Genomic DNA, 13,041 nt, shown 5'->3' on the forward strand with positions numbered 1-13,041 from the left:
TCAGAACTGAACCAGACCGGTAAAGCCCATGAAGGCCAGTGACATCAGACCCGCGGTCACCATGCCGATGGCAGCGCCACGAAACGGCATCGGCACATCGGCCACAGCAATACGCTCGCGGATTGAGGAGAACAGCACCAGTGCCAGTGAGAAGCCCACCGCTGCACCGAAGCCGTAAAAGATCGATTCAACAAAACCGTTCATCTTCTTGATGTTCAGCAGCGCTACGCCAAGCACTGCACAGTTGGTGGTGATCAGCGGCAGAAAAATACCCAGTACCCGATACAGCAACGGGCTGGTTTTACGGACCACCATCTCGGTGAACTGCACTACCACCGCAATCACCAGAATAAAGGTGATGGTTTTGAGGTATTCCAGTGCCAGAGGTTCCAGCAGATAGGTGTAGGCCAGATAGCTGCAAACAGAAGAGAGCGTCAGCACAAAGGTGGTGGCAGCAGACATCCCCATAGCAGTTTCGAGCTTGTTGGACACACCCATAAACGGGCACAGTCCAAGAAACTGAACCAACACGAAGTTGTTCACCAGCACAGTGCTGATAATGATCAGAAGATATTCCGTCATACTCGATCTGTTTCCAGGTCCGGGCACAGTGCCCGGACGCTATATTAGCAATCCCTGAAGTGTATCAACTCAGGGGGCTGAGCGGTATGGCAGCCCTTTGATCTGCCTCAAAAACAGAGATCGCTTAGAGCAGCGATTTCTGTTTCAGCAGAGTCAGCACGGCTTTCACCTGTTCCGCCGGGGTCTGCTCGGACTGCAGTTCAAGATCTGCAGCACCCGAGAAGGACACGTTGATCAGACCGGCCACCGGCGCATCAGTTTCCAGCACAGATATCAGACCTGCCTGATTCAGTACCGCTGCCAGCTCAGGCAGCGCAGCATTGAACGCCGCATTCTGTGCCTGATCGTAGGCAACTACGGTACGCCCCTGATCAAACAGGGCCGCTTCCAGGCTGAACAACAGGGTACGACGCTGTTCTGCATCACCACCGGAGATAGCCAGAGCAACCGGTGTCTGACCCAGACGCAGGCTACGCTCACCCGCGGTGATACGGCTGTCACTGACGATGCTCAGTTCTGAATCCAGTACCGCAGACGGATCATTTTCAATGATCATGCCCGCCGCCACTGTGGCGTTGGTCAGACGATCAACAATGATAAATGAACCGGTGCCGTGGTGATGACGATAATCATCGGCCACAACTGAACGTTCCAGGGTAATTTCACAACGTGCAATTTCGTTCAGCGCCAGAGAATCCGCCGGGGACTGCTCCAGTGTATTCACATCAACACGGTGACGGATATTGCTGATGCCGCCGGCAACACGGGTGGTCGCCAGTTTCACTTCGTACTGACGGCTCTTCTGCAGAGGCTGCTCGGCCATCCAGACGACCATGGCATCAAAGCGTTTAGTGGTTTCAGGCACCGACGCAGAATGCACCAGCAGGTCGCCACGGGAGATATCAATTTCATCTTCCAGCGTCAGAGTCACGGCCATTGGCGGGAAGGCTTCAGCAATTTCACCTTCGTAAGTCACAATGGATTTAACCTTGCTGGACTTGCCGGACGGCAGCACGGTGACTTCATCACCGGGACGCACAATACCGGAGGTCAGCGTACCGCAGTAACCACGGAAATCCAGGTTAGGACGGTTCACATACTGCACCGGGAAACGCAGATCATCAAAATTCTGGTCATTGGCAATCTCAACGTGTTCCAGAATCTGCATCAGCGGTTCGCCCTTATACCAGGACATCGGCTCAGACAGGGTCACCACGTTATCGCCTTTCAGGGCAGAGATCGGCACAAACTGAATGTCTGGCAGGTCCAGCTGCTGAGAAAAAGCCAGATAATCGGCTTTGATCTGTTCGTAACGCTCTTCGCTGAAGTCCACCAGATCCATCTTGTTGATGGCAACGATGGTGTGTTTGATGCCCAGCAGTGACACGATAAAGCTGTGACGTTTGGTCTGCACCTGAACGCCGTAACGGGCATCGATCAGGATGATCGCCAGATCACAGGTAGATGCACCTGTCGCCATATTGCGGGTGTACTGCTCATGCCCCGGGGTGTCAGCGATGATGAATTTACGCTTGGCCGTCGAGAAGTAGCGATACGCCACATCAATGGTAATACCCTGCTCGCGTTCCGCCTGCAGACCATCCACCAGCAACGCCAGATCCAGTTCTTCACCGGCATTACCCACGCGCTCATTATCGCGCTGCAGTGCAGCCAGCTGATCTTCATAGATCATCTTTGAATCGTGCAACAAACGACCAATCAGGGTGGATTTACCGTCATCCACGCTGCCGCAGGTCAGAAAACGCAGCAGTTCTTTGTTCTCGTGCTGTTTCAGATACGCTTCGATATCGGTGGCGATCAGATCACTCTGGTGACTCATAATTCACGTGCTCTTTGCGCTAGGCTGCCGTCCATAAACAACAGCTAAAATTCTTTAAATTCGTCAAATGTGCCAGCATGTGGCGGCCATTTCGGCAAATCCTGGATTTAGAAATAACCTTCCATCTTTTTCTTTTCCATCGACCCGGCACTGTCGTGGTCGATGACACGACCCTGACGTTCAGAGGTCGTCGTCAGCAGCATCTCCTGAATAATTTCAGGCAGGGTCGCCGCTTCGGATTCCACCGCACCGGTCAGCGGGTAGCAGCCCAGGGTACGGAAGCGGACATGTTTCATGGCCGGCTTTTCGCCCTCTTTCAGCGGCATACGGTCGTCATCCACCATGATCAGCACACCATCGCGCTCAACCACCGGACGCACTGCGGAGTAGTACAGCGGCACAATCGGAATGGATTCCAGATAGATGTACTGCCAGATATCCAGCTCAGTCCAGTTAGACAGCGGGAAGACACGGATACTTTCACCCTGATCTACCCGGGTATTAAACACATTCCACAGCTCAGGACGCTGGTTTTTCGGGTCCCAGCGGTGGTTTTTATCGCGGAAGGAGAACACGCGCTCTTTGGCACGGGACTTCTCTTCATCACGACGTGCGCCGCCAAAGGCCGCATCAAACTTGTACTTGTCGAGTGCCTGTTTCAGAGACTGGGTTTTCATGATGTCAGTGTGCTTGGCAGAGCCGTGCACAAACGGGCTGATGCCCATCTCAACACCTTCCTGATTGATGTGCACAATCAGTTCCATGCCCGCTTCTTTCGCCATCTTGTCACGGAAGGCGATCATCTCCTTGAACTTCCAGGTGGTATCAACGTGCATCAGCGGGAACGGTGGTGTGCCCGGCGCAAACGCTTTGCGCGCCAGGTGCAGCATAACCGCAGAATCTTTACCGATGGAGTACAGCATAACCGGGTTTTCAAACTCGGCCGCGACTTCGCGGATGATATGCATACTCTCAGCTTCAAGCTGTTTCAGGTGGGTCAGGCGATGTTCAGGTAAGACACTCATCTGGATAACACTCTATTGCAAATTTATAGCTGGCAGCATTCTGCACCTTTTCCGGATACAGATATAGCTATCCGATTTTGCGGCGCATTATGGCAGTTAGCAGAATAAAACACAAAAGAATAAATATTCACTTTTTAATTACTAAATAGAATAAAAAATCGATATACTGCACCGCAGTTGCGAGAAGCCCTCCTCTTAACAAAAAGTTATAATAAAATTTCTAACTAGTATTTTGAGTTATATTAAAACGGCGTTAGCATAGCCGCTCTTATCTTCGGACAGATCCCTATGGAATTTGCATACAGTTTTGCCGGTTTGGTAGTGGGCTTTATTGTAGGCCTTACCGGTATTGGTGGCGGGGCACTCATGACCCCGATTCTGATTGTGCTGTTCGGCATTCCGCCGGTCACCGCCGTCAGCACCGACCTTCTATATGCAGCCATCACCAAATGTGGTGGCACCTTTTCCTACGCCCGCAAGAAACTGATCGAATGGAAAGTAGTGATTTTATTGCTGGGCGGCAGCCTGCCCGGCTCACTGCTCACGCTGCATTACCTGAGCGGCCTGGGCGGCTTGGAGAAAGTTGAGTACCTGATGAACCTCACGTTGGGTGTCTCTCTGGTACTGACCTCGATTGCCGTATTCCTGCGTTCACGCATCCGGGATCTGGCGATGAGCCTGCAGCATACCGCGTTTGCTCAAAAGGTACGGTTCTGCCGCCCTTATATCACCGTGATTATGGGCGTGGCGCTGGGTGCGATGGTAACGCTGTCTTCCGTGGGTGCCGGTGCCCTGGGTACCGCCCTGCTGATTCTGCTCTACCCGCGCATGAGCATGCCAACCATTGTGGGTACTGATCTGGTACATGCGGTTGTCCTGACCGGTGTAGCGGGTGCAGGCCACTACCATATGGGCGGCGTAGATCTGAATCTGCTGCTGTTCCTGCTGATCGGTTCCCTGCCGGGGGTGTTCTTCGGCAGCCACCTGGGGACACGCCTGTCACCCAAGGTGATGCAACCGATTATGGGTTCCATTTTGTTAGCCATCGGCTTGCGCTTCGTTCTCGCAGGCTAATTCTAAACAGTGTAAGGTGCGGGGCCGGAAAAGCCCCCGTGAAAGGTATTTGAACTATGTATCAGTACAACGAAGTCGACCAGGCCCTGGTAGACCAGCGAGTTGAACAATTCAGGGATCAGACCCGCCGTTTTCTGGCCGGTGAACTGCCTGAAGATGAGTTCCTAGCCCTGCGTCTGATGAACGGGCTCTACGTTCAGCGCCATGCACCGATGCTGCGTGTGGCTGGCCCGTACGGCATGTACAACTCCGAACAGCTGCGTAAACTGGCCCACATTGCCCGCACCTATGACCGCGGTTATGGCCACTTTACCACCCGTACCAACATCCAGTTTAACTGGCCGGAACTGGCGCAGGTGCCGGATATTCTGGCGGAACTGGCTTCGGTACAGATGCATGCGATTCAGACCTCCGGTAACTGTATCCGTAATACCACTACCGATCAGTTTGCCGGTGTGATTGCCGACGAGATTGAAGATCCACGCCCTTACTGCGAGATCATCCGTCAGTGGTCCTCTCTGCATCCGGAATTTGCATACCTGCCACGTAAGTTCAAAATCGCCATCTCTGCCGGTCCAAATGACCGTGCCGCGACGCAGGTCCACGACATCGGCCTGCACATCGTGCGTAACGACGCTGGCGAAGTAGGCTTTGAAGTTCTGGTGGGTGGTGGCCTGGGCCGTACTCCGGTGATCGGCCAGCAGATTCGTCCGTTCCTTCAGAAAGAAGACCTGCTCTCCTATCTGGAAGCGATCATTCGTGTCTATAACCTGAATGGCCGTCGCGACAACAAATACAAAGCCCGTATCAAAATTCTGGTACAGGCCATGGGTATCGATGCGTTCCGTGAACTGGTCGACGCCGAGTGGGAACAGATCCGCGATACCGATCTGAAACTGCCGCTGTCTGAAATCGAACGCGTTAAAGCCTTCTTTAAACCGTTTGATTACGACACCAGCGCTGCCGCTGATACCAGCCTTGAGCAGCATCTGGCCGAAGACAATGATTTCCGCGTCTGGTTTGAGCGTAACACCGTTGAGCACAAGGTTCCGGGTTACCGCATCACCTACGTCTGCCTGAAGCCATACCTGAAACCGGCCGGTGATATCACCGCTGAACAGCTGGATCTGGTGGCTGATCTGGCCGACCGTTACAGCTTTGGTGAAGTGCGTGCCACCCACAACCAGAACCTGGTACTGGCTGACGTTAAACAGTCTGAGCTTTACGCTGTCTGGCAGATTCTGGCCGCCAACAATCTGGCCCGCCCGAACATCGGCACCCTGACTGACATGACGGTCTGCCCCGGCGGTGACTTCTGTGCCCTGGCTAACGCCAAGACACTGGGTATCGCTGATCAGATCAACATGAAGTTCGAAAACATGGACTACGTACACGATCTGGGCGAAATCAAACTGAACATGTCCGGCTGTATCAATGCCTGCTCCCACCACCACGTTGGCCATATCGGCATTCTGGGCGTGGATAAGAAAGGTGAAGACTGGTACCAGATCACCCTGGGCGGTGATGACGGCTCCGAAGCCGCGCTGGGCAAGGTCATTGGTAAATCTGTGGCAGCGGATGACGTTGCCGACACGCTGGAAAAAGTACTGCAGGTGTATGTTGATCAGCGCATCGAAGGTGAGCGTTTTATTGATACCTTCCGCCGCATCGGCATCGAACCGTTTAAGGAGCATGTGTATGCCGTTGCTAATTAATAACGAAGTGGTCGCAGACAACTGGACCCTGATCGATGCTGAAACACTGGACCAGTCCGGCGATGTGATTGTCCCGCTGGCCCTGTATCTGGAACACCGCGCACAGTTTGATGCCCGCGAATCCGGCGTAGCTCTGCAACTGAACGGCGACGATGATCTGAGCAGCATTCTGTCTGAAGTGGATCAGTTCCCGCTGATCGCCATCGACTTCCCGGCCTTCCGTGACGGTCGTGGTTTCAGCATCGCCCGTTTGCTGAAACGTCAGGGCTATCGTGGCCAGTTGCGCGCCACCGGTGACTTCGGTCGTGATCAGCTTGATCATCTGGCCCGCTGCGGTTTTGATGCTTTCCAGCTGAAAGATGAAAAGTTCTCACCGGACGTGTTTAAATCCTTTGGCGAAGTCAGTGTTCGCTATCAGGGTGCGGCCGATGATGCCAAGCCGGTCTACCTGCAGTAAACGAGGAACAGATGATGAGCGAAGCACTCTCTCCCGAACTTCAGGCCAAAGCAGAGGCGGTTGCCGCGCTGCTGAAAAAAGGCGCCGAAACCTATAACGGTGCACTGGTATTTGCCAACAGTCTGGGCGCTGAGGATGTGGTCATTGCTGACCTGATCAGCAAAGCCTGCCCTGAGATTGTTAACTTTGTGCTGGATACCGGTCGCCTGCCGGAAGAAACCCTGACCCTGCTGGCGCAGGTCCGCGAGACCTACCCTAACCTGCAGGTGAAAGTGTATTACCCGGAATCAGCCGATGTAGAAGCCTATGTGGCTGAAAACGGCATCAATGCGTTTTATGAATCGCAGGATCTGCGTAAAGGCTGCTGTTTTGTCCGTAAGATCAAACCGCTGAAACGCGCCCTGTCCGGCCAGAAAGCCTGGATTACCGGCCTGCGTCGCGAACAGTCCGTCACCCGTGACGAGATTCAGTTTGAAGAGTGGGATGAAGGCAACAACATGCACAAGCTCAACCCACTGGCTGACTGGTCAGAAAAAGAGGTCTGGGCCTATATCCGTGCTGAAAACGTGCCTTACAACGCCCTGCATGACAAACACTACCCAAGCATTGGCTGCGCACCCTGCACCCGTTCCGTAACACTGGGTGAAGATGTCCGCTCCGGTCGTTGGTGGTGGGAGAACCCGGAAAGCAAGGAGTGCGGCCTGCACCCTGCAACACCGCTAAAGTTCAAGTAAGCGCTATCCACAAAAACGCCGGGCACTGCCCGGCGTTTTTATCTCTGCCCGAAAACACCGCAATCAGGCTCTTAACCTTGCAACACAACTGCCGAATGCTCCAGATGGCGCACACCCTGCGTAGCAACACTCTGCCATTGCAGGGTTTTCAGCACCTGCAATGCCGCCGCATCCGCCAGCATGCTGTAGCTGGTAAACGGCGCTGAAGACTCCGCCTCTTCTCCAAGCATCTGCGCAACACGCTGCTCGATCTCACTGATTTGTGTTTCAGACAACAGCTTATAGTCCCGGTAACAGCCCAGTGTCTGCTGATGCACTTTGCTTGCCGCCTTGTCCAGATGTGACGGAGCGACACTGACAACAGGTCGGTCACAGGAGATCGCTTCAGTAAGCATGCTTAAACTGTCCGCCGTCACAAACAGTCGCTGCCCCGCCAGCAACAGTGGTTTAATGCTCTCCGGCTGCCGGTTAAACAGAATCACTTTCTCGGCCCTCTTTTGCACGTCAGAAGTTTCCAGCAACTGCTCCACCCACTGCGGGGTGCGCCTTGAGGTGCTGACCAGCCAGCGAATATTGTGGGTATCAGCCAGCTGCACCATGGATGCCACCAGCGCCTGCCAGTCCTGCTCGGTATAGCTATAACCGGAACCATCACCACCAATTAACAGGGTCCAGCACGCTGCATCGTTGAATCTCAGGGCTTGCAAGTCGAGTTGTTCACGCGCATTCAGCTGACGGCTCATCTGACGACAGAACGGCACCTGGGTCACCACCTGATTGGCCAGCCCCTCACTGCGGGCATTCACCAGCACGTTAAACAGCGCCGGACTCAGACCATAACGATTACCAATCAGAATATTGGCACAGCTAAAACGGTGGGCCAGCGCCGCATTCAACGGAACCACCTTGCCACCAAACGAGATAACCAGATCCGGTGCCTGTTTTGGCAGGCTCATACGATACAGCGCCGCAATCAGCCGGGCGGGCATAAGCGGCAAGCGGCACAGTCCCAGCGCCAGGCGGCGCAGGGGACCGGCAACTTTGGCTTTGATGGTATGAATATCAGCATCCAGATGCCGGGAAAGCTGTTGCGCCAGCCCCAGGGACTGGGACAGGTGCCCCGGCTTACCGTCATATAAAACCCAAACTTGCAGCTTGCTCATGCGCTTACCCTGTGTCGACCGGAACGCACGCTCAGTCGTTGGCTGCGCGCGGTTCAGGCACCGTGAAAGATGGTGATGACACTCAAGGTATGGCGAAACTATTGCGGTTTATTGACCTTTATTTGACCGACCGATGACGAATGGTTGAATGGGCGTTCTCAATAACCGACCAGGTAACGGCTGTAGCGCGGGAACAGTCGCCGACAGAGTGTGGCCAGCAACACACAGAACAGGGTGAGCCCAGCAACAAACAGCACAAACACCCACCAGGCATTCTGCTGAAAAACCGTAATCTCATTTACCTGCAACCACCAGAGCAGCAATGGGTGGATAAAAAACACGGTAAAACTGGTGGCCGCCAGCGTATGCGCTGCACCGGAATGATAACCTTCAAAGCGGGTTAAAAACTGCATAAAGAAGAAACACAGACCCACCTTCTGGACAAACATCAGGTCCAGCCCGGCATACTCAAATGCGGGCTTATGGTAGTTACTGATATGACCCAGTTCGACCTGCAACACCGCAATCCCCACAACCGCCAACAGCAGATACAGCTCCCGCCCTGCCAGCGCCTGATGCACAGACGCACGGTGCACCGACGCAACAATGCCCATCAGGTAGATCGGGCTGTAATAAAGCACACTCTGCCATACCGCAATATTATCGACCGGACGGTGCAGCAACATGGCCACCACCGACAACAGCAGGACCAACCCCAACTGCACGCGGATCGTTAAACGAATAAACAGCAAGTGCAGGGGCGACAGCAAAAAGGTCACCATAATAAAGGGGATATACCAGTAGGCATCCAGAAAACGGCCGGTCAGGTAATATTTCAGCCCCGGCACCAGATACTGCGCCAGCACCCCCTCACCGTCCGCCGGAAAATACCCGGCCCCAGCCTGTTGCGCCAACACGGCCACCGTCACCGGCAGCAGCCCAAGCAACAGATAGGGCAAGAACACGGCTTTCACCTTTTTCATCACAAAAGACCGATAGGCAAATTTCGGGTAAAAGACGTGATGAAACAAAAAGCCGGAGATAAACACAAACAACGCGGTGCCACCCTTAAGCAGGTTCACCAGCACCAGATCGATATAACGGTCCAGCTCCATGCCGGTCATATCAAACGAATGGCCTGCAACAATAAACAGGATGGCGACCGCCCGAAAGTGGTTAAAGGCATTCAGATGCACAGAGAGATCCTGCAGAAAAAAGGAGTCGCCCGTCACAGAGCAAAGCCGATATATAAGGCATTCAGATACTGCTGACTATGGGGCCAGAACCGCTTTTACGCCAGCAGGATTTAACAACAGACAGAGGTTTAAACAGAAAACGCAGAATCTGTTGAGAAATCAGGACTGCTGACCGACATAACGGGCAAAATTATCCAGAATCGCCTGCCAGCCCGCCTGCTGCTCTTCGGGTGAATAAGTGGTTTCTGCATCAAACACCACTGTCACCGTGACGCCTTCAGCCGTTTCAGCAAACAATACTTCAGCCATCCGGTCGCCAAAGGCATACACCAGACGCTGGCAGGGCACCACCTCGGTGTAGGTGCCGGCAAAATCAAACCCCATGCTGCCATCTTTCGCTTCCATACGGGAGCAGAACGCACCGCCCACACGCAAATCGACGCTGGCATGCGGGGTATGCCAGTCATCGGAGGCCGCATTCCAGCAAACAATCGCCTCAGGTGTGGTGTAGGCCTGCCACACCTGCTCAACAGGTGCCGCCACCGTGGTCGAAACGGTCAGTTTCATCAGTCTTGCCTCCGGATTAGTTCAGGGGTTTCAGCAGCAGTTGCCACTCGCCACCATGCAGGGCACCGGGGTAGTCCACCACCGGGCGTGACGCCTTACATTCATAGCCCAGCTTTGCGTACAACGCACGGGCCGGTTGGTTTTCAGACGCCACAATCAGGCTTAAGGTTTGCGCACCTGCTGCTGCCGCATCCTGCTCTGCCTGCTGCATCAGCTTGCGTGCCAGCCCCCGGCCACGGGCAGCCGGGTCAGTGGCAATTGCATTGATATACCAGCTACCGGGGGCCAGTGCCTCCAGTTCAATCAGCGGCCGCACGATGGGTGGCAGCTCTGCCAGATCACCAGTGTCGTAAGGATCATCCAGTTGATAGGCAATCAGCATCGCCACCGCCCGACCCTGATCCCGAATCACTTTGGCATTACGGTAACTGAAACCACCTGTATCCCGCGCCGCCCGCTGGACACCTACATCAAGCGACGTCTGTCCCGGCTCAGCCATCTGCGACCAGAGATACGCAGGAATCCCCTCCCCGGCCAGATTGATCAGCTCAGCAAGTTCGCCCGCATCACTTACCTGTGCAGCCTCTACATCCATTGAACACCTCCTATTCAATCTGCTCAGCCCTACCTAAACCTGCCCCTGATACCAGACCATCAGCAGACACAGCAGCAATACACCACCTGCACCCAGCAAAGAAACCGACAACGAAAAACCCTGCACCGCTCTGAACTGTGGCCGCCGGGAAGCGGGGTAACGCAGCAAAATAAAGGTCGCCAGCGCACAAAACCCGCCGACCACCACAATCAACCACTGCGCTGCATCCAGCATATTTGTGCTTCTCCTATTAAAGCGGCCTCTCAAACCTCTGATCCACACGACGCATCAAGCATAAACCCGTGTGGATAACCCAAAACGAAAAGGGTGATATTTATACAGCATATTGCGAACACCCAGAGCCTGATGCGCGTTTTGCCCAAAACTGATGCGCAGATTTACCCTTGCACTGAGGTGATAACCGTTACATATTAGCCACTTAAAGGATTGGCTGTGCAGAAAATTGAGCACAGCCCTGCATCAAAACGCGCATGCTCATTTTTTACGGAGGAAAAGGACAGTGCTATCTGTAAATACCTTCATTATCAAAATATTACGCTTGAGATGCTGTTTTTTGTTTGCAGAAAAACACGCATGCGCAGTATTAAAATGTTAGGTGATAAGAGAGTCGTATGCCAAAACGAGCCAAAGGTAAAAGATATGATTTCGAGGTCTCGTGTGTTGCATGGGGAGACTTGCTCGGCTACGGGTCAATGATCGAATCTGCGAAGTTCCACCCAAAAGACAAAACAACAATACAAGCAATAAGAAGGCTAAAGACTTTTCAACAAGTAGCTATGGGTGAAGCCTCTCGAACATTTAGAGCAATGCCTATAAATGACGGTGTGGCATTTTTTTGCGACCTTAGTCCGAGAAGCAGCTCAGTGACAGCAGACTTTCTGCAAAGATCAATTACAGCGTTTAACAAGATTAATACAGAGGATAAAAAGGCAGGTCACCCTGGCATGAGAATGGTTATTTCAGTTGGACCCAGAGCAAGAATAGCTCGTCCAAAACGTTCGAGCGCCCATCTTCGAAATATACTGTCTCGCCTCACTGAAAGGCTTATATCTCCCGAACATGCTGTTAATGAAGCTTTTACAGCTAGTCCCGTTGCTGGTTTTGTTCCAGCGCTGCAAGCAAACTTTGGATTTACAAGAGCATATTTGGCTGAGTCTGGTGGAAGCAGAAAAGGTTTCAAAGGGGCAAATTGCTTTATAGATATGTCTTTATTCGAAACTCCTCACCCAAATTGGATCAGCTTCAATAAATTCATCGAATGGAGCGACAGAGGTTTTGATGCAGTTTTTGGTGAGTTATTGTCCGCTGACTGGACTGAAGCAGGTAGCAGATCCTATTCCGGGATAACGAACACCATTGATTTAGCAAACAATCTGGGCATGGGAAACTCGTATGAAATCACCTAACAATGCGCTCGTGTGGGACGGCTTGCTTCGCTGCGCCACCCCACAGCTTAAACGTTATAACCACTTAATGGAGTAATAATCAATGAAATGGATCGTCCTAACTTTCTGGTTGCTAATGAGTTCTTTTTATCTCTATTACATTGGTTTTGCAGTACCGAAAGAATTTTCATTTGACGGATTCATACTATTTACTCTTCTGCTCGCAGGCGGCGGCCTTTCATACGACATAGCATCCAAAATGTTCGCTATTCCAAGTTATCGCGGACACTGGCGTGAATTATTAACAAGGATGGGACTAATCTTGATTGGCCACGGTTTAGTAATTTCTGGCATTTATTTGGCAGGGCTTTTCAGTGCTAAATGGGGCGAAACCTTATCAATATCCTTTGGCTCATTTGTCGCAGTTTTAGGCATGCTTTTAGCATGCGTCCAAGCTTACAAAGCAGAAGCAACGTTTAAAAAACTTCGTAGTATGTTTGCGTAGTTATAACAAAAACAGGCAGTTGACGCGCAATGCGCTCAACTGCTGTAAGCGTTAGCTGCCCGAGTTACCCACGAAGAGTAGACACCTTCTATAGTTAGGTTTACGCCTGACGGGGAGGTGTAAGATGTCCAGGAAAAAGTATCAACACTATACCGAGGAATTCCGACGCGAAGCGGTCAATC

The 13,041-nt window shown here is 52.8% G+C and carries 14 protein-coding genes; 6 read left to right on the top strand and 8 right to left on the bottom strand.

Annotation, left to right across the window (positions count from 1 at the left end; translation table 11 throughout):
- From rsxA to cysD, 3 genes are all read right to left on the bottom strand, one after another.
- Entirely contained in the window at positions 1-582 is a 582-nt protein-coding gene (gene rsxA, locus P2G53_RS03850) for an electron transport complex subunit RsxA (protein ID WP_275814009.1), read from the bottom strand.
- A gap of 124 nt (positions 583-706) precedes the next feature.
- Complete coding sequence (gene cysN, locus P2G53_RS03855) at positions 707-2,422, bottom strand: sulfate adenylyltransferase subunit CysN (RefSeq protein ID WP_275814012.1); 1,716 nt, start codon at positions 2,420-2,422, stop codon at positions 707-709.
- 107 nt (positions 2,423-2,529) lie between these two features.
- Positions 2,530-3,447 (bottom strand): sulfate adenylyltransferase subunit CysD, encoded by a 918-nt coding sequence (cysD, locus tag P2G53_RS03860; protein WP_275814015.1) that lies wholly within the window; start codon positions 3,445-3,447, stop codon positions 2,530-2,532.
- A 288-nt stretch (positions 3,448-3,735) separates the two neighbouring features.
- On the opposite strand from cysD, the gene P2G53_RS03865 reads away from it, so the two are divergent.
- The 4 genes from P2G53_RS03865 to P2G53_RS03880 are packed head-to-tail and all read left to right on the top strand — an operon-like array spanning position 3,736 to position 7,427.
- Positions 3,736-4,521 (top strand): sulfite exporter TauE/SafE family protein, encoded by a 786-nt coding sequence (locus P2G53_RS03865; protein ID WP_275814018.1) that lies wholly within the window; start codon positions 3,736-3,738, stop codon positions 4,519-4,521.
- A gap of 56 nt (positions 4,522-4,577) precedes the next feature.
- Positions 4,578-6,236: a nitrite/sulfite reductase gene (locus P2G53_RS03870; RefSeq protein ID WP_275814021.1), complete on the top strand. Its 1,659-nt coding sequence runs from the start codon at positions 4,578-4,580 to the stop codon at positions 6,234-6,236.
- The gene (locus P2G53_RS03875) at positions 6,220-6,693 is read left to right on the top strand and encodes a DUF934 domain-containing protein (RefSeq protein WP_275814024.1); all 474 of its coding nucleotides are present in this window, start codon (positions 6,220-6,222) and stop codon (positions 6,691-6,693) included. The genes P2G53_RS03870 and P2G53_RS03875 overlap by 17 nt, the downstream gene beginning before the upstream one ends.
- A 14-nt stretch (positions 6,694-6,707) precedes the next feature.
- Positions 6,708-7,427 (top strand): phosphoadenylyl-sulfate reductase, encoded by a 720-nt coding sequence (locus P2G53_RS03880; RefSeq protein ID WP_275814027.1) that lies wholly within the window; start codon positions 6,708-6,710, stop codon positions 7,425-7,427.
- A 71-nt stretch (positions 7,428-7,498) separates the two neighbouring features.
- On the opposite strand, the gene P2G53_RS03885 is transcribed toward P2G53_RS03880, so the two are convergent.
- From P2G53_RS03885 to P2G53_RS03905, 5 genes are all read right to left on the bottom strand, one after another.
- Positions 7,499-8,590 carry an ELM1/GtrOC1 family putative glycosyltransferase gene (locus tag P2G53_RS03885; RefSeq protein ID WP_275814030.1) on the bottom strand — a complete coding sequence of 364 codons (1,092 nt, stop codon included), beginning with the start codon at positions 8,588-8,590 and terminating at the stop codon, positions 7,499-7,501.
- Between the two features lie 158 nt (positions 8,591-8,748).
- Positions 8,749-9,786, bottom strand: coding sequence for an acyltransferase (locus P2G53_RS03890; protein WP_275814033.1), 1,038 nt, complete (start codon positions 9,784-9,786; stop codon positions 8,749-8,751).
- 159 nt (positions 9,787-9,945) lie between these two features.
- The gene (locus tag P2G53_RS03895; protein ID WP_275814036.1) at positions 9,946-10,353 is read right to left on the bottom strand and encodes an SRPBCC family protein; all 408 of its coding nucleotides are present in this window, start codon (positions 10,351-10,353) and stop codon (positions 9,946-9,948) included.
- A 16-nt stretch (positions 10,354-10,369) separates the two neighbouring features.
- Positions 10,370-10,948: a GNAT family N-acetyltransferase gene (locus P2G53_RS03900; RefSeq protein WP_275814039.1), complete on the bottom strand. Its 579-nt coding sequence runs from the start codon at positions 10,946-10,948 to the stop codon at positions 10,370-10,372.
- A 33-nt stretch (positions 10,949-10,981) separates the two neighbouring features.
- A complete protein-coding gene (locus P2G53_RS03905; protein WP_275814042.1) occupies positions 10,982-11,182 on the bottom strand; it encodes a hypothetical protein in 201 nt (66 codons plus the stop codon).
- A 398-nt stretch (positions 11,183-11,580) separates the two neighbouring features.
- Between P2G53_RS03905 and P2G53_RS03910 the strand changes: the two genes are divergently transcribed.
- Positions 11,581-12,375: a hypothetical protein gene (locus tag P2G53_RS03910; protein WP_275814045.1), complete on the top strand. Its 795-nt coding sequence runs from the start codon at positions 11,581-11,583 to the stop codon at positions 12,373-12,375.
- A gap of 82 nt (positions 12,376-12,457) precedes the next feature.
- On the top strand, positions 12,458-12,859 hold the full coding sequence (locus tag P2G53_RS03915; protein ID WP_275814047.1) for a hypothetical protein: 402 nt from the start codon (positions 12,458-12,460) through the stop codon (positions 12,857-12,859).
- Positions 12,860-13,041 lie beyond the last annotated feature (182 nt).

Origin of the sequence: Neptuniibacter sp. CAU 1671, from assembly GCF_029222905.1 — a bacterium.
In the GTDB taxonomy this organism is placed as follows: domain Bacteria; phylum Pseudomonadota; class Gammaproteobacteria; order Pseudomonadales; family Balneatricaceae; genus Neptuniibacter.

Bases quoted from the DNA above. Each gene is read 5' to 3' on its own strand.
- cysD (WP_275814015.1), bottom strand. From the start codon at position 3,447: ATGAGTGTCTTACCTGAACATCGCCTGACCCACCTGAAACAGCTTGAA.
- P2G53_RS03885 (WP_275814030.1), bottom strand. From the start codon at position 8,590: ATGAGCAAGCTGCAAGTTTGGGTTTTATATGACGGTAAGCCGGGGCAC.
- rsxA (WP_275814009.1), bottom strand. From the start codon at position 582: ATGACGGAATATCTTCTGATCATTATCAGCACTGTGCTGGTGAACAAC.
- P2G53_RS03900 (WP_275814039.1), bottom strand. From the start codon at position 10,948: ATGGATGTAGAGGCTGCACAGGTAAGTGATGCGGGCGAACTTGCTGAG.
- P2G53_RS03880 (WP_275814027.1), top strand. From the start codon at position 6,708: ATGAGCGAAGCACTCTCTCCCGAACTTCAGGCCAAAGCAGAGGCGGTT.
- P2G53_RS03870 (WP_275814021.1), top strand. From the start codon at position 4,578: ATGTATCAGTACAACGAAGTCGACCAGGCCCTGGTAGACCAGCGAGTT.
- P2G53_RS03865 (WP_275814018.1), top strand. From the start codon at position 3,736: ATGGAATTTGCATACAGTTTTGCCGGTTTGGTAGTGGGCTTTATTGTA.
- P2G53_RS03895 (WP_275814036.1), bottom strand. From the start codon at position 10,353: ATGAAACTGACCGTTTCGACCACGGTGGCGGCACCTGTTGAGCAGGTG.
- P2G53_RS03905 (WP_275814042.1), bottom strand. From the start codon at position 11,182: ATGCTGGATGCAGCGCAGTGGTTGATTGTGGTGGTCGGCGGGTTTTGT.
- cysN (WP_275814012.1), bottom strand. From the start codon at position 2,422: ATGAGTCACCAGAGTGATCTGATCGCCACCGATATCGAAGCGTATCTG.
- P2G53_RS03915 (WP_275814047.1), top strand. From the start codon at position 12,458: ATGAAATGGATCGTCCTAACTTTCTGGTTGCTAATGAGTTCTTTTTAT.
- P2G53_RS03875 (WP_275814024.1), top strand. From the start codon at position 6,220: ATGCCGTTGCTAATTAATAACGAAGTGGTCGCAGACAACTGGACCCTG.
- P2G53_RS03910 (WP_275814045.1), top strand. From the start codon at position 11,581: ATGCCAAAACGAGCCAAAGGTAAAAGATATGATTTCGAGGTCTCGTGT.